Genomic DNA, 19,633 nt, shown 5'->3' on the forward strand with positions numbered 1-19,633 from the left:
GCCCGCGCCGCCTCCGCGGACTACCGCGCGACCTCCCTCGGTCCCGAGCTGGTCACGGCGCGGGCGATGCTCGACGCCGCGGGAATCGCCGTCGAGGTGCGCGGCGGCCACACCGAGCCCCTCGGCCCCGGTGGGGCGCTGCTCGCGGGCGTGCTGCGCGAGGCCGTCACCGACGTCGTACGGCGGGGCACCGCCCGGCTGTGCGTCATCGAAACGGGCGAGCAGGCGGACGCGCAGGGAGGCAGGGTGCGGCTGCGCGTCGTCGACGACGGCCACCGCACCGCCGAGGGCGCGGACTTCGACGGCCTCCGGCTGGAGGAGGCGGGCGGCACCCTCGTCACCGGTCTGACCCCCGCCGGGCACTTCGTGGTGGAGGCCACCCTTCCCCGCGGCCCGTCCGAGCGGACGGCGTCCGGCGAGGCGGGCATCGGCGCCGGTGTGGGGGAGAGCCGGGCGGGACGGCGGCGGTGGCTGCTGCCGGAGCCCGCGTACGACGCGTCGTACGTGGTGTCGGTCGCGGTGCTCGCGGCCGTTCTCGTGGGCTTCAGCGTCAAGGCACTGCTCCAGCTCCCCGGCGCCCTCGTGCTCCCGGCCGCGGCGTGCCTCGCCGTGATCGTCGTCATGCAGCTCCGCTCCGTCAACGGGCGTCACATGGTGGCGCTCGGGGTGATGGCGGTGCTCACGTACGCGCCCATCCCGGTGTTCGGGCCCGTGTGGCTCGGCGTGGCGGGCTTCCTCGCCGGGCCGGTCCTGCTCGCCTTCCCCTGGCGCGCCGCGTGGCCGGCGGCCACGGCGATCGTGGCGAGCGTCGCCGGGGCCGGGAGGCTGTTCGGCCTGCCGGCCCCCGTCCTCGCCAACAGCACGATCAGCGCGCTCGTCACCGGGCTCGTGGTCTACGCCCTGCTCCGCCTGGCTCAGATCGTGAAGGAGCTCCAGGCCGCGAGGGAGAGCCTGGCCCGCTCCGCGATCGTCGAGGAGCGTCTGCGCGCCGCCCGTGACCTGCACGACCTGCTGGGGCACTCCCTGGCCGCGATCCTCCTCACCTGTGAGCTGGCCCGCCGTCTGCCGAGCCCCCGGGAGCGGATCGAGGAGATCGTCGCCATGGCGGAGGGGGCGCGGGCGGACCTGCGGTCCGTCTCGGGCGAGCAGCGGGAGCTGTCCCTCGCGGCGGAGGTGGAGTCGGCGCGCACGGTGCTGTCGGCCGCCGGGATCCGGGTGACCGTGGAGCCGGTCGAGCCGGACCTGCCCGCCGAGGTCGAGACCGTGCTGGGCACCGTGCTCAGGGAGGCCGTGACGAACGTGCTCAGGCACAGCGAGGCCCGTCACTGCGCGATCACGCTGCGCGCCGACGAGAGCGGGCTGCGGCTGCGGGTGCGCAACGACGGCGTCCGGCCGGGGGAGAGGCGGCGGGGGTCGTCCGGCATCGGCAACCTGACCACCCGCCTCGCCGCCCTGGATGGCCGGCTGACCTCGCGCGTCGACGGCGATCGGTTCACGCTCGACGCCTGCGTGCCGCATCCCGCCCCGCTGCCCGCGCGGCACTAGATCCAGCCGGCCTCGGTGGCGATGCGCACGGCGTCGGTCCGGTTGCGGGCGTTGAGCTTGGTGACGATTTCGGTGAGGTAGTTGCGCACGGTGCCCGCGGCCAGGTGGAGCCGCGCGGCGATGTCCGCGGCGTCCGCGCCGGAGGCCGCCAGACGGAGCACGTCCGCCTCACGCGGGGTGAGCGGGTTGTCCGACAGGTCCCAGGCGGTGACCGCGAGCGAGGGGTCGAGCACCCGCTCGCCTGCCGCGACCTTGCGGATGGCGGCCACGAGTTCGTCCGGCGGCGCCGTCTTCAGCACGTAGCCGGCGACACCGGCGCCGAGGGCGCGGCGCAGGTGCCCCGGCTTGCCGTACGCGGTCAGCATCAGGGCGCGGCAGGCGGGCAGGCGCGTGCGGAGCTCGGCCGCGGCTGCCAGGCCGTCCAGCCTGCCGGGCATGTCGATGTCGAGGACGGCGACGTCGGGGCGGTGGACCAGCGCGGCGGCCAGGGCGGCCTCTCCGGACTCCACGGTCGCGACGACTTCCAGGTCCTCCTCCAGCCCGAGCAGGGCCGCCAGGGCGCTCCTGATGACGTGCTGGTCCTCGGCAAGGAGTACGCGAATCACGCGGATATGTCTACCAGTGTCCGGATCATGACGAGGTCATGGTCACGAGGTGAGGCCGTCTCTGGGAAGCGACGCCGCTGATCAGCAGGCTTGAGCACATGACAGAGGTGCTCCGCCTTGACGCGGTGAGCAAGGTGTACGGAAAGGGACAGGGCGCGGTGGCCGCCCTGCGTGAGGTCTCGGTGACCATCCCCGGCGGGAGCTTCACCGCCGTGATGGGACCGTCGGGCTCGGGCAAGAGCACGTTCCTGCACTGCGCGGCGGGGCTGGACACGCCCTCCTCCGGCTCGGTACGGCTGGGCGGCACGGAGCTGTCCGGCATGGACGAGACCCGGCTGACGGAGCTGCGCAGGCAGCGGATCGGTTTCGTGTTCCAGGCGTTCAACCTGGTCTCGTCCCTGACCGTGCTGGAGAACATCACGCTGCCGATGCGGCTGGCCGGGGCGCGGGCCGACCGGGCGTGGCTCGACGAGATCGTCGGGCGGGTGGGGCTGGCGGGCCGGCTCGGGCACCGCCCCGCCCAGCTGTCCGGCGGACAGCAGCAGCGGGTCGCCATCGCCAGGGCGCTGGTGACCCGGCCGCAGGTGGTCTTCGGCGACGAGCCGACCGGCGCGCTCGACACGATGACGGCCCGTGACGTGCTCCGGCTGCTGCGGGAGGTGGTGGACGGCCTCGGCCAGACCGTGGTGATGGTGACCCACGACCCCGTGGCCGCCTCCTACGCCGACACCGTGCTGTTCCTCGCCGACGGCCGGATCGTGGACGCGATGGCCGCGCCGAGCGCGGAGAAGGTCGCCGACCGCATGACCAGGATGGGGGCGTACGCGGCATGATCACGGGACTCGCACTGAAGACCCTGCGGCACCGCGGGGCGGCGTTCGCGGGGGCGTTCGTGGCGCTGGTGTGCGCCGCCGCGCTGGTCTGCGCGTGCCTGATGCTGCTGGAGACCGGCCTGCGGGGCGGTATCGCGCCGGAGCGCTACGCGGGCGCGCCGCTGATCGTCGCGGGCGACCAGAACGTCCACGAGACCGTGGCCAAGTCCTCCGGGAAGGTCAAGACGAAGGCCAAGCCGCTGTCGGAGCGGGTCTGGATCCCCGAGGCGACGGCCGCGAGGCTGCGCGGCCTGCCGGGCGTCTCCGAGGTGCTGACCGAGGTGACGTTCCCTCTGAACGGGCACGCTCTCGGGCACGGGTGGGAGTCGGCGGGGCTCACGCCGTTCACCGTCGGGCGGGGCCGCCCGCCGCGCGGTGACGGGGAGGTGGTCGTGGACGCCCGCTCCGGCCTGTCCGTGGGCGCCGCTCTCGACGTCCGGGGGAAGGCCTACCGGGTCGTGGGGGTCACCGCGCAGGCCCTGCCGAGCCAGGACACGGTGTTCTTCTCGACGGCCGAGGCCCGCCGGCTGGCCGGGCGCCCGGGCCTGGTGACCGCGATCGGCGTGTTTCCCCGCGTGGACGTCTCTCCGGTGCTGACCGATCGTCTCGTGGCCTACGCCGGGGACGAGCGCGGCACCGTGGAGTTCCTCGACGCGGAGCAGGCGCGGGTGCGGCTTATCAGCCTGGGTGGCGCGCTGGGCGGCACGTCCCTGCTGGTGGCGATCCTCGTCGTGACCGGCACCTCCGCCCTCGCGGTCCAGCAGCGGCGGCGTGAGATCGCCCTCCTCCGCGCGGTCGCCGCCACGCCCGGGCAGGTGCGCCGGCTGCTGGGCGGCGAGGCGCTGCTGGTCGGCCTGGTCGCCGGCGTCGTCGGATCGGCGGCCGGCATCGGCCTCGGGTTCTGGCTGCGCGGCCGGTTCGTCGAGCTGGGCGCCATGCCGGCGAACCTGCGCCTGGTGGTCAGCCCGTTCCCGGCGGCGGCCGCCCTGCTCGCCGCCGTGGTGGCGGCCTGGGCCGCGACCCGTCTGTCGGTTCGCCGCACCGCGCGGATCCGCCCCGTCGAGGCGCTCGGCGAGGCCGCCATGGACGGGGGCCGCCTGCCCCTCGGCCGGTCGATCGCGGGCGTCCTGTGCGTCGCCGGTGGAATCGTGCTGACACTGGTGCTGTCGGGACTCGAGACCGAGGCGGCGTCGAGCCCCGTGACGATGCTGACCGCGCTCGTCTGGACGGTGGCCGTCACCCTGCTCGGGCCGGTGCTCGCCCGCGTCGCGACCACCCTGCTCGGCGTCGCGCTGCGCGCCTCCCGCGCCGGATACCTGGCGGCGGGCAACCTGCGGACGGGCCCGGGACGGATGGCCTCCGTGATGGCGCCGCTGACCCTTCTGGTGGCCATGACCTGCACCATCCTGTTCAGCCAGACCACGATGGGGCACGCGTCGGCCGCGCAGGCCGCCGCCGGTTCCCACGCCGACTACGTGGTGAGCGGCGCGACGGCCGACGGTGCCCTGATCGAGGCCGTGCGCCGCGTGCCGGGCGTGCAGGCCGTCACCTCGGTGGTGCGCACCTCCGTGCGCGTCGGGCTGGACAAGTACGGCGCGCAGGGCGTCGACGGCGGCGAGCGGCCGCTCGGGCAGGCCGTGGACCTCGGGGTCGTCTCCGGCTCGCTCGACGGGTTCGGCGCCCGGTCGGCCGCGCTGAGCGAGTCGGCCGCCTCCAGGCTCGGGCTGTCGGTCGGCGAGTCGATCAGGTTCACCCTGGGCGACGGCACCCCGGCGGAGCTGAAGGTGGCGGCGATCTACTCCCGCGGCCTGGGGTTCGGCGATCTGACCCTGCCGTACGCGCTGGTCGCGAATCATGTCGACGATCCCTCGGGCACCCTGCTCGTCGAGGCCCCCGCGGTCCCGCGTGCGGCCCTGGCCGCCGTGGCGCCGGTGGTGTCGCCGACGGAGGGGACCGGGACGCAGACCCCGAACGCCGAGGTCAACTACGTGGCCATGGGCCTGATCATCGCGTTCAGCGCGATCGCCGTGGTCAACACGCTGGCCATGTCCATCACGGACCGGTCGCGGGAGCTGGCCCTGCTCCGCCTGGTCGGCGCGACCCGGCGGCAGGTGCTGCGCATGCTCCGGCTGGAGACCCTGACCGCGCTGGTCGTCTCCGTGCTCGCCGGGACCGGCATCGCGTTCGTCACGCTGTCGGCCTTCGGCAGGGGGATGACCGGGTCGGCCCTGCCGTACGTCCCTCCGGCCGGCTACGCGCTGGTGATCGCCGCCGTGGCCGCGCTCGCCCTGGTCGCCACGAGCCTCCCCGCGCGTCTCGCTCTGCGCGCCCGCCCGGCCGAGACCATCGGCGCCCGCCAGTAGACCCTCCTCCCCCGACACGCTCGAACTTCCCCCGACGCACTCGAAGGCAGGCCGGGCGGAGCAACGATCTCCCTGGCCGTCTCCCGGATCCGTACGGCGCGGCCGGGACTGCGCAGGGGCGTGCTGCTGCTCATCCCGGGAGGACCGGGCAGCCCGGGCCTGAGCAGGCCGAGCGCGATGGTGCGGCGCCTGCCGGGCGCCGTGCTCGACCGCTACGACCTGGTCGGCTTCGACCCGCGGGGCGTCGGCCGGAGCTCGCCCGTCTCCTGCGGGCTCGCGCACGACGACCTGGCGCCCACCCTGCTCAAGCCCTACCCGTCCGCCGACGGGGACATCGAGCGGAACGCCGAGTGGTCACGCAGGATAGCCGAGGCCTGCGCCCGCAACGGCGGCCCCGTGCTGCGCAGCATCAGCACGCGCACCGAGGCCAGGGACATCGACGCCGTCCGCCGGGCCCTCGGCGAGCGGCGGCTGTCCTACTGGGGCGTCTCCTACGGCACGTACGCCGGAGTCGTCTACGCCACGATGTTCCCCGGCCGGACCGACAGGGTGATCCTGGACAGCAACGACGATCCCGACCCGCGGAAGGTGGCCCGCGCCTGGCTGGCCAACTACTCGGTGGGCGTCGACGACCGCTTCCCCGACTTCGCGGCCTGGGCCGCCGCGCGCGACGACGAGTTCGGCCTGGGCGCGGACGCCGCGGCGGTCCGCCGCACCTTCCTGGACCTCGCCGAGCGCCTGGACCGCGAGCCGATCGAGTGGCCGGGATCCAATCCGCCGCGGCTCGACGGCGCGGTTTTGCGCGAGACCATGCTGAACGCGCTGTATTCCGACACCGGGTTCCCCGGCCTGGCCGGGCTCATGCGGGCGGCGCTCGGCTCTGGTCCCCTTCCCGCCTCCACCCCGCCGGACGAGGCGATGCAGAACGCCGCGGCCTCGGCGGCCGCGACCCTCTGCAACGACGTCGAGTGGCCGAGCTCGCTCGACCTGCACCGGCGGCTGGTGGTCCGCGACCGGGCGGCTCACCCGCTGACCGCCGGCATGCCGGTCGACATCGGCCCCTGCGCCTACTGGCCCTACCGGCCGGCCGAGGCGCCGGTGCGGGTCACGGCGAAGGGGCCGTCCAACGTCCTGCTCGTGCAGAACCTGCGCGACCCGGCGACGCCGTACAGCGGCGCCCTGCGGATGCGCGAGGCCTTCGGGGGCCGGGCGCGCATGGTCGCCGTCGACTCGGGCGGGCACGGGTCCTACCTGGTCAACGGCAACGCCTGCGGTGACGCAGCCGTCACCGCGTTCCTGGTCACCGGCGAGCGACCGGCCCGCGACACCGTCTGCAAGTAGCTCAAAGACCGAGGGCGACGGAGAGGTCCTTCTTCAGGGCCTCCAGGTCCTGCGCGGCCCTCGCCCGGGCGTGCGGGACGTCGTCGCCCTCGACCGGTACGACGACCTCCAGGTAGCACTTGAGCTTGGGCTCGGTGCCGCTGGGCCGGACGACGACCCGGGCGTCGCCGGACAGGCGGTAGCGCAGGCCCTCGGTCGGCGGCAGCCCCGCCACCCCCAGGGACAGGTCCTCGGCTGACTCCACGACCCGGCCGGCCAGCTGCACCGGCGGCCGCGTGCGCAGGCGCTCCATGGCCTGCGCGATCAGCGACAGGTCCTCGACCCGGACCGACAGCTGGGCGGTCGCGTGCAGGCCGTACCGGCGGGCCTGGTCGTCCAGCAGGTCGAGCAGCGACCCGCCGTCCCGCTTGGCGGCGGCGGCCATCCCGGCGACGACGAGGGCGGCCCCCACGCCGTCCTTGTCGTGAACCGGCAGGCCGGCGTCCGACCCGACGCTGTAGCCCAGCGCCTCCTCGTAGCCGAAGACCAGCCCGGGACCCGACTTCATGATCCACTTGAATCCGGTCAGGGTCTCGGCGTGCCGCACGCCGTGCGCGGCGGCGATCCTGGCGAGCAGCGACGACGACACGATCGAGGTCGCGACCAGCCGGTCGTCCCCCGAGGTGTGCCGCAGCACGTGCTCGGCCAGCAGGCCGCCCACCTCGTCGCCGGTGAGCATGCGGTAGCCGCCGCCGGGCAGCGGGACGCCGACCGCGCACCGGTCCGCGTCGGGGTCGTTGGCGATCACCAGGTCGGCGCGGGTCGCGGCGGCGAGTTCGAGCGCGAGGTCCATGGCGCCCGGCTCCTCCGGGTTGGGGAACGCCACGGTGGGAAAGCCGGGGTCGGGCATCGCCTGCCGGCTCACCATGACCGGCACCTCGAAACCCGCCGCGCGGAACGCCTCGGAGACGGTCGTGCCGCCGACGCCGTGCAGCGGCGTGTACGCGACCGCGATGTCGCGGGCGTCGCCGATCGGGAGCGCGGCAAGGGCCCGCAGGTACGGCACGACGATGTCGTCGTGGCCGAGGGTCCGCCAGTCCTCGCCCAGCGGCAGCGCGTCCACCCGGCCGACCGCGTCGATGGCTGCGGAGATCTCCTCGTCGATCGGCGGCACGATCTGCGCGCCGTCGCCCCAGTAGACCTTGTAGCCGTTGTCCTGGGGCGGGTTGTGCGAGGCGGTGACCATGACGCCCGCGTCCGCGCCCAGGTGGCGCACGGCGAACGCCAGGACCGGGGTGGGCCACTTGGCGGCCATGACCGAGGCGCGCAGGCCCGCCCCGGTCAGCACGCGGGCCGTGTCGGCGGCGAACACGTCGGACTTGTGCCGCCCGTCGTAGCCGATCACCACGTGGCGTCCGGGGCCGAGCACGCGGGCCAGCCCGGCGGCCGCCCGCATCACCGTGACCCGGTTCATCCGGTTCGGCCCGGCACCCAGCGCGCCGCGCAGACCCGCCGTGCCGAACTCCAACTTGGCGCCGAAGCGGTCCTCCAGCGCGGCGAGATCGTTCCACTCCAGGACCGCGTCGAGCTCCGCCCGCGTCTCGGGGTCGGGGTCCTGGTCACGCCAGTCTTCGGCGAGCCGTACGAGATCGGTCATGGGTGCCCCCTACAGCTTGTCGACGACCTGGGCGAGCAGGACGCCCATGCGGGCGGCCGTGGCCCGGCCGACCTCCAGGACCTCCTCGTGGTTGAGCGGCTCGCCCACCAGGCCCGCGCCGGGGTTGGTGACCAGGGAGATCCCGAGCACCTCGGCCCCGGCCTCCCGGGCGGCGATCGCCTCCAGCACGGTGGACATGCCCACCAGGTCGCCGCCGAGCGTGCGCAGCATGCGGATCTCCGCCGGCGTCTCGTACGTCGGGCCGCGGAAGGCGACGTACACCCCCTCGGTCAGCGTGGGGTCCACCGCGCGGGCGAGGTCGCGCAGGCGCTTCGAATACACCTCGGTGAGGTCGATGAACGTCGCGCCGGTGATCGGGTTGTCGCCGGTGAGGTTGATGTGGTCGCCGATCAGGACCGGGTCGCCCACATTCTGGGTCTCCGGGCGCAGCCCGCCCGCCGCGTTGGTCAGCACGACCGTGCGCACCCCGGCCGCGACGGCCGTGCGCACCCCGTGGACCACCGGCTCCACCCCGCGGCCCTCGTAGAGGTGCGTACGCCCGAGGAAGATCAACGCGTTGAGCCCGGCCGAGGTGCGCACCGCCCGCACCGTGCCCGCGTGACCGGCGACCGCGGGCGGGGAGAACCCGGGCAGTTTCGTCACCGCGAGTTCGGCGACCGTCTCACCGATCGCGTCCGCCGCCGGGACCCAGCCCGAGCCCATGACGAGGGCGACGTCGAAGGAAGAGATGCCGGTGAGGTTCCTCAGCGTGGTCGCGGCCTCGGCCGCCAGGTCATATGGGGTCACTTTGCTGAGGGTACAGAAGCGCATGAACCCGGCCGATAAGTGCCGGGGGCGTGTCAGTCGCCGAGCTTCTTACACGGGCGGGTGCGCAGCCATGTGACGTAGTCGTCGGGCGCGCCCGCCTTCTCCGCGGACTCGGCCAGGATGCCGATGTATCGCGCCGACGGCAGCCCGCCCTCGTAGGAGTCCAGCACGTACGACCAGGCGAGCACGTCGCCCTCCAGCGTCGCGACGCGGAGCCGGACCTTGCGGTAGAGGCCGAGGTCGGTGCCCATCCAGCGGTCGAGGGACGCCTCGTCCCACTCCGGCACGTCGTACAGGACGACGAATACCTGTTCGTCGGCGTCCTCGACTATCGTGGCGAGAGCGCCCTCCCAGCTGACGTCCTCGCCGCCGAAGGTGAGCCGCCAGCCCGGGAGCCAGCCCGTTCCTCGCATGGGCGAGTGGGGCGCCCACTCCGCCATCTGCTTGGGGTCCATGTTGCTGCCGTAGGCCGCGTAAACAGGCACGGCACACAAGCCTAAACCAAGATCCCGGAAGTTGGACGGGTAGCGCGCACGGGGTGTGGCGAGAGAAAACCGCGTAGTCGGCCCGTTACGCGCCCCTCGCCGGGAATACGAAGCCAGGATGCGTGACAATGGAGCTTGTGACAAGGATCGTGATCATCGGTGGCGGCCCCGGCGGATACGAGGCGGCCCTGGTCGCCGCGCAACTGGGCGCTCAGGTCACCGTCGTGGAGGAGGAGGGTCCCGGCGGGGCGTGCGTGCTGACCGACTGCGTGCCGTCCAAGACCCTGATCGCCTCCTCCGCCCGTAAGCAGGCGCTTCTCGACGCCTCGTCCCTCGGGGTCCGCTTCGACGGCGGCCCCGACGGCGACGCCGGCGGGGTGGCCGTGGACATGATCGACGTGAACAAGCGCGTCAAGGAACTCGCGCTGGCGCAGTCGAACGACATCGCCGCCCGGCTGGCCGCCGAGGGCGTGGAGGTCATCCGCGCCCGGGGCCGGCTGGTCGATCCCCAGGTGGTGCGCGCGGGAAACCGTACGATCCGGGCCGACGTGGTCATCGTGGCGACCGGTGCCCACCCCCGTGTGCTGCCCGGAGCCGAGCCCGACGGCGAGCGCATCCTCAGCTGGCGGCAGCTGTACGACCTGGAGGAGCTGCCCGAGCACCTGATCGTGGTCGGCTCCGGCGTCACCGGCGCCGAGTTCGCCGGCGCCTACCGGTCGCTCGGGTCGCAGGTCACACTGGTCTCCTCGCGGGACCGGATGATGCCCAACGAGGACGCCGACGCGGCCGAGGTGCTGGAGGAGGTCTACCGGCGGCGCGGCATGAACGTCATGGGCCGCTCGCGTGCCGCCTCCGTGAAGCGCACCGAGCACGGCGTCGTCGTGACGCTGGAGGACGGCCGCACCGCCGAGGGCAGCCACTGCCTCATGACCGTCGGCATGGTCCCCAACACCTCCGGGCTCGGGCTGGAGGACAACGGCGTGCGGCTCGACCGCAACGGCTTCATCGAGGTCGACAAGGTGTCGCGGACCTCCGCGCCCGGCGTGTACGCCGCGGGAGACTGCACCGGCGTCCTGATGCTCGCCTCGGTCGCCGCCATGCAGGGCAGGATCGCGGTCTGGCACGCGCTCGGCGAGGCCGTGCAGCCGATCCGGCTGGCGACGGTCGCCGCCAACATCTTCACCGACCCGGAGATCGCCGCGGTGGGCGTGTCGCAGCGGCAGATCGAGTCGGGCGAGATCGAGGCGAACGTCGTCAAGCTGCCGCTCGCCACCAACGCCCGGGCCAAGATGCAGGGCTTCAACGACGGTTTCGTGAAGCTGTTCTGCCGTCCGAACACCGGCATCGTGCTCGGCGGCGTCGTGGTCGCCCCGCGGGCCTCGGAGCTGATCCTGGCCGTGTCGCTGGCCGTCCAGCACCGCCTGACCGTGGACCAGATCGCCCACACCTTCGCCGTCTACCCGTCGCTGTCGGGGTCGATCACCGAGGCCGCCCGCCGCCTCATGTCCCCGCTGACCGCCGGGGGCATCTGACCCCGTCAGTCCGCGCACGCCGCGCCGACGGGGACGCGGGCGGCGGCCGCCGCCCGCGGCCGCAGGGCGCGCGCCGGCCAGATCATCGCCGCGACCAGGCACGTCACCAGAGCGAACGCGAACGGGAAGGCGAACGTCCCGGCCAGCCAGCCGGTGACGGGAGGAGCCACGAGCCCCGACATCCAGGTGATCGTCGCGACCCCCGCGACGCCCTCGGCCGGTGTCCGGGCGACCTGGCCCGCCGCCGCGAACACCAGGGGCACGACGACGGCGACGCCGGCGCCGAACAACGCGAACCCCGCGATCACCGGCACGGGTGTGCGGAAGGCCACCACGATCACGCCGCCGAGTACGGCGGTGACGGCCCCGGCGCGCACGGTCGCGACCGGCCCGATCCTGCGCACGACGAAGTCTCCGCCGAGCCGCATCGCGACCATGCACGCGGTGAACACGACGTAGCCGGCCGCGGCGACGCCCGCTCCGGCCCCGGCGACGTCCGTGAGGTAGATCGCCGCCCACTGGCCGCTGGCCCGCTCCGCGAAGGTGGCGAAGAAGCCGATCAGGCCGATCAGCAGGACGGCCCTCGGCGGCACCGTGAATCGCGACGGCGGCTTCTCGTCCGGCGCGGGACCGTCGTCGAGGAGCGCACGGCTCGCCGCGGTGCCCGCGGCGACCAGCGACACCGCCACGAGGAGGAGATGCGCACGGGCGTCCAGGCCCGTCTGCGCGGCCACCGCCCCGACGCCCGCGCCGCAGAGGTTGCCGACGCTCCACATGCCGTGCAGGCCGGACATGACCGAACGGCGCAGCCGCCGTTCGACGATCACGCCCTGGGCGTTCATCGCCAGGTCGCACATCCCGGCGGCGGCGCCGGACAGGAGGAACGCGGGCACCAGCCACAAGGGCCCCGGCGCCAGCACGGGCAGGGCCAGCGACCCGCACCACAGGGCGAGGAGGGTCCGGGTCGTCGCCCTGGCCCCGAACCGGTAGGCCAGCCGGGCGGTCAGCGGCATCGTGAGGAACGAGCCGATCGGCGGGCAGAGCAGGATGAGCCCGAGGGCCGCGGTGCCGATGCCGTGGTGCTCCTGGAGCCACGGCATCCGGGTGGCGAGGGTGCCCGCCACCGCTCCGTGTACGGCGAAGACGAGGGCTGTGGCCCGTTGATGTCTGTCTCGCATGGGGATAAATTAACAGGCAGGGTTCCTGATAAAAAGAGGATTTTCCATGAAGACCGCGACGCCCCAGCTCGCGCGGGCCATCAACGACCGGCTCGCTCTCGATCTGCTGCTGGAACGTGGCCCCCTGACCGCGCCGCAACTGCGCGCGCTCACCGGCCTGTCCCGCCCGACCGTGTCGGACCTGATCGAACGCCTCCAGGTCAACGGACTGATCCGGGTCACGGGGGAGAGCGGCGGGGACCGGCGCGGCCCCAACGCCCGGCTCTACGGCATCGTCGCCGACCGGGCCTTCGTGGGCGGTGTGGACGTGCGGCGCGACGTGGTCAACGTGACGGTCGCCGACATCACCGGCGCGACCGTGGGCTCGGCGACACGGCCGATCGGCGGGAACCTTCCCACGCTGGTCGCGGAGGCGCTCACCGAGGCGGCCGGCGCACGTCCCCTGCACGCGGTCGTGATCGGCGCGCCCGGCATGGTCGACCCGCAGACCGGAGACCTGTCGGCGGGCAACGTCGAGCCCGCCTGGCGGCCCGGGCTCCTCCCGGCCCTGCGTACCCTGGTCGACGCGCCGGTCACCGTGGAGAACGAGGTCAATCTGGCCGCCGTCGCCGAGCACGCCACCGGGGCGGCCGCCGGGCGGGACGACTTCGCGCTGCTGTGGCTCGACGACGGCGTCGGCGCGGCCGTCGTGCTGGACGGCAGGCTCCGCCGGGGCGCCTCCGGCGGCGCCGGCGAGATCGGCTTCCTCGGCCGGCTGGACATCGAAGTGTGCGATCTGCTGGGCGCACAGGCCGTCCGCGGACTGGACCTCCCGGCTCTGGCGGACCGGGTCGCGACGGCCGCGTTCACGCTCGTCGCCGTGCTCGACCCGGGCCTCGTTGTCCTCGGCGGCGCCACCAGCCTTGCGGGCGGTGATCCGCTGGCGGCCCTGGTCGCCGAGCGCCTGACGGAGGTCTCGCCCGTCCCGGTGCACGTGCGCGTGAGCGGGATCCCCGACAACCCCGTCCTGAGGGGCGCCGTCTCCACCGCTCTCTCGATCGCCCGCGACGCCGTCTTCGGGCAGGGCCGCCGCTGACCGGCGGACGCCGGCCCGTCCGGTGACCCGCGGGGGCGGTCGCCGGGCGGGCCTGCCCGCCGACGGGGGATGGTCAGTGGTGGCCGCTCGTGCCGGACAGCCCCGATCTGACCATGTGCAGGGCCTGCCGCCCCCGAGCCACCGCCACGGCCGCCGCCTGCAGGTCGTACGGCGTCTGCGCGACGTGCAGCGCCTGCTTGGCCGCCTCGTACGCGTCGAGCGCCGCGCGCCATTCATAGGTCGGGCCACTGACCTGGTTGATCTTCATCTCGAAGTCGAGGGCGTCGATCTCCTCGCCGAAGCGGGTCACGTCCTCCTCGGCGGCGTGCCTGGCCACCGCCATCTCGGCCACGAACCGCTCCTTGCGCCGGTGCGCGACACCCCACAGGATCAGCGTCAGGCTCAGGCCGAGTCCGGACACGATGACGAGGATGAGCGCGGGCGACGGGCCCTTGGGGCGGCCCAGCAGGTCCTGCCCCGACGTGATCGTGGCGTCTCCGGCCGGGTGGTCCCCGGCGGCCGTGTCCTCTTCGGTGGTCGCGCCGGGCGCGACGGCGTCGTCGGGGAGGCCGGTGGGCGTGCCCCGGGCACCGGTGAGGTCCGCGTCGTCGGCCTGGGTGAAGGAGGCCTTGTCGACGTTCGCCCCGTGGAAGTCCGCGCCGTCCAGCTCCGCCTGGGTGAACTCCGCCTCCGACAGGTCGGCGTCCCTGAGCACGGCGTGCTCCAGGTGGGCCTGGCTGAGCTTGGCCTCGCCGAGCTTGGCGCGGGTGAAGTCGGCCGTACGGCCCTTGATCTGCCCGAGTGTGGCGTCCTTCAGGTCGGCGTCCACGAGTTTGGCGTCGGTGAGGTTGGCCTGGGTGAGCACGGCCCGGGTGAGAACCGCGCCGGTCAGGTCGGAGTGCGGGAACTCGGCCTGCACGGCGTCCGCGTCGGCGAGGACCGCCCCGCGCAGGTTCGCCTGCTTGGCCCGCATCTGACCCATGTCGGCATCGGAGAGGTCCGCGCCGCGCAGGTCGGCGTAGTCGAGATGCGCCTGGCTGAGGTCGGCCTCCTTCAGCGAGGCTTTGCGCAGGACGGCCCCGGTGAGGTCCTTGCCCGTGAGATCCACCTCATCCAGTTTCGCGCCCGTGAGGTCGGCGCACCGCATGCTGTACGGCAGCGTGGCGCTGGTGAGGTCCTTGCCGCGCAGGTTGGCGCCGCTGCCCGGTTTGCAGGGAGCCGACGCCGCGTGAACGGCGGTCGCGGGAAGCGAGAGGAACGCGAGCGACAGAGCGGAGACGAGGACGGGGACGAGACGACGCACGGGGGGCCTCCTGAGGGGAACGCCCCGAGTCTCCCACGCGATCTTTAAATGCCACTTGCAATCCGCTGACCGGCCCCCGGCGATCGCCCGACGGCGTCCTCGCCGGGGGAGCGGACGGAGCGGCCCGGAGGGCGATCCCGGAACCGCGGCCCGATCCAACGCGGGTGTCCGGGGAGGCGGTGGCTGGTTCTTGCGCGGGTGTCCGGGGAGGCGGTGGCTGGTTCTTGCGCGGTGATTCGGGAGGCGGCGGCCGGTTCTGACTGGTGATCCTGGAACCCCCGGCCGGTTGCCGGACATGACGAAGGGGCGGGTCATCGGGCCCGCCCCTCGTCGATGCCGCGCCGGAAGCGCTCAGGCGTTACCAGTCGCCTCCGCCGAAGTCCCCTCCGCCGAAGTCGCCGCCGCCCCAGTCGCCGCCTCCGCCGAAGTCGCCTCCGCCGCCGCCCCAGTCGCCGCCGCCGGCGTCCACGCCCGCGGCGTAGCCGGAGTCGTACCCGGCGCCGTAGCCGCCGTAGCCCCAGCCGCCGAAGGCGCCGCCGAGCATCGTGCCGACCATCATGCCGGTGAGCAGGTCGCCGCCGAAGCCGCCGTAGTAGCCGTACGCGTAGGGCTGGTACATGGGACCGGCGTCCCAGTACGGCCGGCGCTGGCCGTTGACCATGACCTCGCGCATCTGCGGGTCGAAGCCGCGCTCGACCGCCTCGGCGTCCGCCGCGCAGGCGGGGACGTCGCGCACGGCGCCGCCGGGGGGCGCCCAGCGCACGTTGCGCACCGACGGGCCGTGCTGGGGGTTGAAGAAGCACGGGGGCAGCCGCTCGGGCAGCGGCTGGTTGTTCACGCGCGCCTTGACGCAGGCCAGCGCGTAGCGGCCGTCCTCCAGGGTGGAGGTCACCGTGCGCAGCTCGTCCGCCCGCCGGACCGCGGCCAGCTCGTTCTTGGCCCGTTCGTAGGAGTCGAGCGCCCGCTGCCAGTCCGTCGTCGTCTCGGACTGCGGGAGCATCTTGACGTCCATGTCGAGTGCGGTGATCTCCTCACCGAACTTCGTCACGTCCTCCTCGACCGTCTGCTTGACGGCGGCGAGCTCGGCGGCCTCGCGCTGCTCGCGCTTGCGCTTGTTGCGGCGTCCGACGATCCACAAACCGGCACCTCCCACCACGGCGATGCCCAGAATCCCGACGAGCACTCCCGAACCGCCGCCACCGCCGACCGTGCTGCCCTTGGCGCGGGCGGCCTTGACGTCACCCTCGCGCACCAGGTTCACCCGGTTGACGAAGTCCTGCATGCCGGTGACCACGTCGCTGTTGGAGCTCGTGGACAGCCGGGTCAGCGTTCCTGCCGCGTTCTTGGGGAGCTCGGTCGACCCCGCGAACAGGCTGTTGCCGTCGAGGAGCGCGACGGTCGCGCTCGAGCGGCCGGCCTTGTCGAGTTCGCTCAGGAGCTGCGGGATGTAGGTGCTCACCTGGGCTGTAGTCACGGTGCCGTCGGGCATCGCGACCACGTAGATCTTGGACTTCGAATCCTTCAGCGCCTGGCGGATCTCGCTCTGCTGGCTGGACGAGAGCGGCGATCCGCTCATCACGAACAGCGGATCTTGGGCGTTCTTCCAGGACGACAGGACCGTGGCCGGGTCCGGGGGAGCCGCCGCCATCGCGGCCGGGGCGAGTGCGAGCAGTGTGATGAGCCCGGCGAGCAGCGCCGCCAGGGCGGCCCCCACCCGGCCGAGCGGTGTCTTCATGGTCACGGCTTCAAGCCTCCTTCGCCCTACTGGACGAACGGCAGGGCGTGATGGTTCCTCCACAAACACCTATCGTTCCGCATAGGCGACGGGGCATGCGTCCTTCCGGCCGGCAAGTGGCCCTCGCGCCGGTCGCCGAACCGTCTCTTCCGATCCGCCGCCGGCCGTACGCGCCGCTCAGGCGTCCTTGATCTCGCACAGGACGGCCCCGGCGGTGACCGTCTGGCCCACGGCGGCGGCCAGGCCGGTGACCGTGCCGCCCTTGTGGGCGGTGAGCGGCTGCTCCATCTTCATCGCCTCCAGGACGACGATGGTGTCGCCGGGCTCGACGGTGTCGCCGTCGGCGGCGACGACCTTGACGATCGTGCCCTGCATCGGGCTCACCAGGGAGTCGCCGCTCGCCGCGGCCTTCTTGGCGCCATTCGCGCCGGACCGTCGCGGCGCGGCCTTCCTGGCCGGGCCCGAGCCGCCCGCGCCCGCCGAACCGAGACCCGACGAGCCCAGCCCGGCGGGCAGGACGACCTCCAGGCGCTTGCCGCCGACCTCGACCGTGATGCGTTCCCGCTCGGCCGGCTCCGCGGCGCCCACCTCGCCCTCGTACGGCGCGATCGTGTTGTCGAACTCGGTCTCGATCCACCGGGTGTGGACGGTGAACGGCTCGCCGGTGAAGGCGGGGTCGTCCACCACGGCCCGGTGGAAGGGCAGCACGGTCGGCATGCCGCCGATCTCGTACTCGGCCAGCGCGCGGCGTGAGCGCTCCAGCGCCTGGGCCCGGGTGGCGCCGGTCACGATCAGCTTGGCCACCAGCGAGTCGAACGCCTGCGGCACGCTCATCCCGGTCTCGTACCCGCCGTCCAGCCGCACCCCGGGCCCGGACGGCACCCGCATCGAGGTGATCGTCCCCGGCGCCGGCAGGAAGCCCCGGCCCGCGTCCTCGGCGTTGATGCGGAACTCGATGGAGTGGCCGCGCAGCACCGGGTCGTCGTAACCCAGCGGCTCGCCGTCGGCGACGCGGAACATCTCGCGGACCAGGTCGATGCCGGCGACCTCCTCGCTGACCGGGTGCTCGACCTGCAGCCGGGTGTTGACTTCGAGGAAGGAGATCGTGCCGTCCTGGCCGACCAGGAACTCACACGTGCCCGCCCCGACGTAGCCCGCCTCGCGGAGGATCGCCTTGGACGAGGAGTAGAGGAGTTCGAGCTGCTCGCCGGTCAGGAACGGCGCGGGCGCCTCCTCCACCAGCTTCTGGTGCCGGCGCTGCAGCGAGCAGTCGCGGGTGGACACGACGACGACGTTGCCATGGGCGTCGGCCAGGCACTGGGTCTCCACGTGACGCGGCCGGTCCAGGTAGCGCTCGACGAAGCATTCGCCGCGGCCGAAGGCGGTGACGGCCTCCCGCACCGCGGACTCGTACAGGTCGGGGATCTCCTCCAGGGTGCGGGCCACCTTCAGGCCGCGGCCGCCGCCGCCGAACGCGGCTTTGATCGCGATCGGCAGGCCGTGCTGCTGCGCGAAGGCGACGACCTCCTCGACGCCGGAGACCGGGTCGGGGGTGCCGGCGACCAGGGGGGCGCCCACGCGCTGGGCGATGTGACGGGCCTGGACCTTGTCTCCCAGGGCGGTGATGGCGGCGGGCGGCGGGCCGATCCAGATCAGTCCGGCGTCGATGACGGCCTGGGCGAAGCCGGCGTTCTCGGCGAGGAAGCCGTAGCCGGGGTGGACGGCGTCGGCGCCGGTCTGCCTGGCCACCTTGAGGATCTTGTCGATGTCGAGGTAGGTCTCGGCCGGGCTCTGCCCGCCGAGCGCGTGGGCCTCGTCGGCCACCCGCACGTGCAGGGCGTCCAGGTCCTGGTCGGCGTAGACCGCGACGCTGGTCATCCCGGCGTCCCTGCACGCCCGGGCGATCCGTACGGCGATCTCACCACGATTGGCGATCAGGACCTTGTGCACCGTGTCCATCCTTCCCTAGGGCCCCTGGTTACGAGCCTTGCTGGATTTTAAGCATCTGCCGCGGCCAGACGGCGTCCGCCCCCTTGCTGAGTGGAACTGTTGTCGGAACTGTTTCGCCGCTCCCGGTTCTCATCGCCGGTATGCCTGTTTCGAACCGGCATCATCGGTCAAGTCCGACAGGTTAGGCTGATCACTCATGCGGGGACCCGGCCTTCTGGCGACCGTGCTGGCGCTGTTTCTCGTGGCACCGCCCGCGCCTCCCGCACAGGCGCACGCCGCGCCGGTGCGGTGCGCGCCGCGCAAGGGCAGCATGCAGGTGGCCGAGCCGTGGGGGCAGCGGAGACTCGACCCGAAGCGCGTGTGGCCGCTCACCACGGGTGAGGGGGTCACCGTCGCGATCATCGACAGCGGAGTGGACCTGACGCACCCGCAGATCCACGTGGCCAAGTCGGTGGACTACACCGGGACCGGACACCGCGACTGCGTCGGGCACGGCACGGCGGGCGCCGGGATCATCGCCGCCCAGTACCTGAAGGGCGTCCCCTTCCACGGGGTCGCGCCGGGCGTGCGGCTGATCTCGCTCAAGCAGACGAACGAGGAGAACGGCGAGGTGGACACGCTGGCACGGGCCATCGTGGCCGCGGCCGACTACGGCGCCGACGTGATCAACGTGTCGATCCAGGCCCAGGACGATCCCAAACTCCGGCAGGCCGTGGCGTACGCGCTGGACAAGGACGCGGTGATCGTGGCGGCGGCCGGCAACACGACAGCGGAGGACGGCACGCCGGAGCCCGCCTACCCCGCGGCGTACCCGGGGGTGCTGGCCGTCGGGTCGGCCACCCCGGACGGCAGGCGCGCCGACTTCTCCAATACGGCCACCCCCGTGGCGGTGCTGGGGCCGGGCCAGAACATCACCTCCACCTGGCCCGGACGGTCGTACATGGGCGGGCTCGAAGGCACCAGCTTCGCCGCGCCGTACGTCGCGGGGGTGGCGGCGCTGGTGCGTGCCCGCCACCCGAGCCTGAACCAGGAGCGGGTGCGGTGGCGCATCACCGCCACGGCGGACGGCGGCGTGGGGGCGGGCACGGGCGCCGGGATGGTGAACCCGCTGCTCGCCGTCACCGCGATCCTGCCGCTCCAGGTGGACGAGCCGCTCCTGCCCATCCTCCTCGAGGACTCGCCAGA

Annotated in this window: 15 protein-coding genes; 7 read left to right on the forward strand and 8 right to left on the reverse strand. The window is 73.4% G+C overall.

Annotated features, from left to right (window positions below; translation table 11 throughout):
- Positions 1 to 1,545 (forward strand): histidine kinase (locus tag AB0J39_RS27760; protein ID WP_363469649.1); only part of this gene is annotated, 1,545 nt, incomplete at its 5' end.
- On the opposite strand, the gene AB0J39_RS27765 is transcribed toward AB0J39_RS27760, so the two are convergent.
- On the reverse strand, positions 1,542 to 2,150 hold the full coding sequence (locus AB0J39_RS27765) for a response regulator transcription factor (RefSeq protein ID WP_363469651.1): 609 nt from the start codon (positions 2,148 to 2,150) through the stop codon (positions 1,542 to 1,544). The two genes, AB0J39_RS27760 and AB0J39_RS27765, sit on opposite strands and share 4 nt — an antisense overlap.
- A 98-nt stretch (positions 2,151 to 2,248) precedes the next feature.
- On the opposite strand from AB0J39_RS27765, the gene AB0J39_RS27770 reads away from it, so the two are divergent.
- From AB0J39_RS27770 to AB0J39_RS27780, 3 genes are all read left to right on the forward strand, one after another.
- Entirely contained in the window at positions 2,249 to 2,983 is a 735-nt protein-coding gene (locus tag AB0J39_RS27770) for an ABC transporter ATP-binding protein (RefSeq protein ID WP_363469653.1), read from the forward strand.
- The gene (locus AB0J39_RS27775) at positions 2,980 to 5,385 is read left to right on the forward strand and encodes an FtsX-like permease family protein (protein WP_363469655.1); all 2,406 of its coding nucleotides are present in this window, start codon (positions 2,980 to 2,982) and stop codon (positions 5,383 to 5,385) included. Before AB0J39_RS27770 ends, AB0J39_RS27775 begins: the two co-directional genes overlap by 4 nt.
- 120 nt (positions 5,386 to 5,505) lie before the next feature.
- Positions 5,506 to 6,726 (forward strand): alpha/beta hydrolase, encoded by a 1,221-nt coding sequence (locus AB0J39_RS27780; RefSeq protein ID WP_363469656.1) that lies wholly within the window; start codon positions 5,506 to 5,508, stop codon positions 6,724 to 6,726.
- Position 6,727: 1 nt separating this feature from the next.
- On the opposite strand, the gene AB0J39_RS27785 is transcribed toward AB0J39_RS27780, so the two are convergent.
- The 3 genes from AB0J39_RS27785 to AB0J39_RS27795 are packed head-to-tail and all read right to left on the reverse strand — an operon-like array spanning position 6,728 to position 9,675.
- Positions 6,728 to 8,362: a phospho-sugar mutase gene (locus AB0J39_RS27785; protein WP_363469658.1), complete on the reverse strand. Its 1,635-nt coding sequence runs from the start codon at positions 8,360 to 8,362 to the stop codon at positions 6,728 to 6,730.
- 9 nt (positions 8,363 to 8,371) lie between these two features.
- The gene (locus AB0J39_RS27790; protein ID WP_363469660.1) at positions 8,372 to 9,193 is read right to left on the reverse strand and encodes a purine-nucleoside phosphorylase; all 822 of its coding nucleotides are present in this window, start codon (positions 9,191 to 9,193) and stop codon (positions 8,372 to 8,374) included.
- A gap of 29 nt (positions 9,194 to 9,222) precedes the next feature.
- Positions 9,223 to 9,675, reverse strand: a complete 453-nt coding sequence (locus tag AB0J39_RS27795; protein WP_169985433.1) for a gamma-glutamylcyclotransferase — start codon at positions 9,673 to 9,675, stop codon at positions 9,223 to 9,225.
- A gap of 137 nt (positions 9,676 to 9,812) precedes the next feature.
- On the opposite strand from AB0J39_RS27795, the gene AB0J39_RS27800 reads away from it, so the two are divergent.
- Positions 9,813 to 11,207 carry an NAD(P)H-quinone dehydrogenase gene (locus AB0J39_RS27800; protein ID WP_363469662.1) on the forward strand — a complete coding sequence of 465 codons (1,395 nt, stop codon included), beginning with the start codon at positions 9,813 to 9,815 and terminating at the stop codon, positions 11,205 to 11,207.
- Positions 11,208 to 11,212: 5 nt separating this feature from the next.
- Here AB0J39_RS27800 and AB0J39_RS27805 read toward each other — a convergent pair whose 3' ends face one another.
- The gene (locus tag AB0J39_RS27805; RefSeq protein WP_363469664.1) at positions 11,213 to 12,385 is read right to left on the reverse strand and encodes an MFS transporter; all 1,173 of its coding nucleotides are present in this window, start codon (positions 12,383 to 12,385) and stop codon (positions 11,213 to 11,215) included.
- A gap of 46 nt (positions 12,386 to 12,431) precedes the next feature.
- Here AB0J39_RS27805 and AB0J39_RS27810 point away from each other — a divergent pair, with 46 nt between their 5' ends.
- Positions 12,432 to 13,460, forward strand: a complete 1,029-nt coding sequence (locus tag AB0J39_RS27810; protein WP_363469666.1) for an ROK family transcriptional regulator — start codon at positions 12,432 to 12,434, stop codon at positions 13,458 to 13,460.
- A 73-nt stretch (positions 13,461 to 13,533) separates the two neighbouring features.
- On the opposite strand, the gene AB0J39_RS27815 is transcribed toward AB0J39_RS27810, so the two are convergent.
- The 3 genes from AB0J39_RS27815 to AB0J39_RS27825 form a co-directional block, all read right to left on the reverse strand.
- On the reverse strand, positions 13,534 to 14,763 hold the full coding sequence (locus AB0J39_RS27815) for a pentapeptide repeat-containing protein (RefSeq protein WP_363469668.1): 1,230 nt from the start codon (positions 14,761 to 14,763) through the stop codon (positions 13,534 to 13,536).
- Between the two features lie 358 nt (positions 14,764 to 15,121).
- Positions 15,122 to 16,498, reverse strand: a complete 1,377-nt coding sequence (locus AB0J39_RS27820) for a hypothetical protein (protein ID WP_363469674.1) — start codon at positions 16,496 to 16,498, stop codon at positions 15,122 to 15,124.
- Positions 16,499 to 16,675: 177 nt separating this feature from the next.
- Positions 16,676 to 18,448: a biotin carboxylase N-terminal domain-containing protein gene (locus tag AB0J39_RS27825; RefSeq protein WP_363469670.1), complete on the reverse strand. Its 1,773-nt coding sequence runs from the start codon at positions 18,446 to 18,448 to the stop codon at positions 16,676 to 16,678.
- 196 nt (positions 18,449 to 18,644) lie between these two features.
- Between AB0J39_RS27825 and AB0J39_RS27830 the strand changes: the two genes are divergently transcribed.
- The coding region (locus AB0J39_RS27830; protein ID WP_363469672.1) for a S8 family serine peptidase at positions 18,645 to 19,633 on the forward strand (989 nt) is incomplete at its 3' end.

This window comes from Microbispora sp. NPDC049633 (assembly GCF_040675265.1).
Lineage (GTDB): Bacteria > Actinomycetota > Actinomycetes > Streptosporangiales > Streptosporangiaceae > Microbispora > Microbispora maris.

Bases quoted from the DNA above. Each gene is read 5' to 3' on its own strand.
- AB0J39_RS27820 (WP_363469674.1), bottom strand. From the start codon at position 16,498: ATGAAGACACCGCTCGGCCGGGTGGGGGCCGCCCTGGCGGCGCTGCTC.
- AB0J39_RS27805 (WP_363469664.1), bottom strand. From the start codon at position 12,385: ATGCGAGACAGACATCAACGGGCCACAGCCCTCGTCTTCGCCGTACAC.
- AB0J39_RS27785 (WP_363469658.1), bottom strand. From the start codon at position 8,362: ATGACCGATCTCGTACGGCTCGCCGAAGACTGGCGTGACCAGGACCCC.
- AB0J39_RS27790 (WP_363469660.1), bottom strand. From the start codon at position 9,193: ATGCGCTTCTGTACCCTCAGCAAAGTGACCCCATATGACCTGGCGGCC.
- AB0J39_RS27810 (WP_363469666.1), top strand. From the start codon at position 12,432: ATGAAGACCGCGACGCCCCAGCTCGCGCGGGCCATCAACGACCGGCTC.
- AB0J39_RS27770 (WP_363469653.1), top strand. From the start codon at position 2,249: ATGACAGAGGTGCTCCGCCTTGACGCGGTGAGCAAGGTGTACGGAAAG.
- AB0J39_RS27775 (WP_363469655.1), top strand. From the start codon at position 2,980: ATGATCACGGGACTCGCACTGAAGACCCTGCGGCACCGCGGGGCGGCG.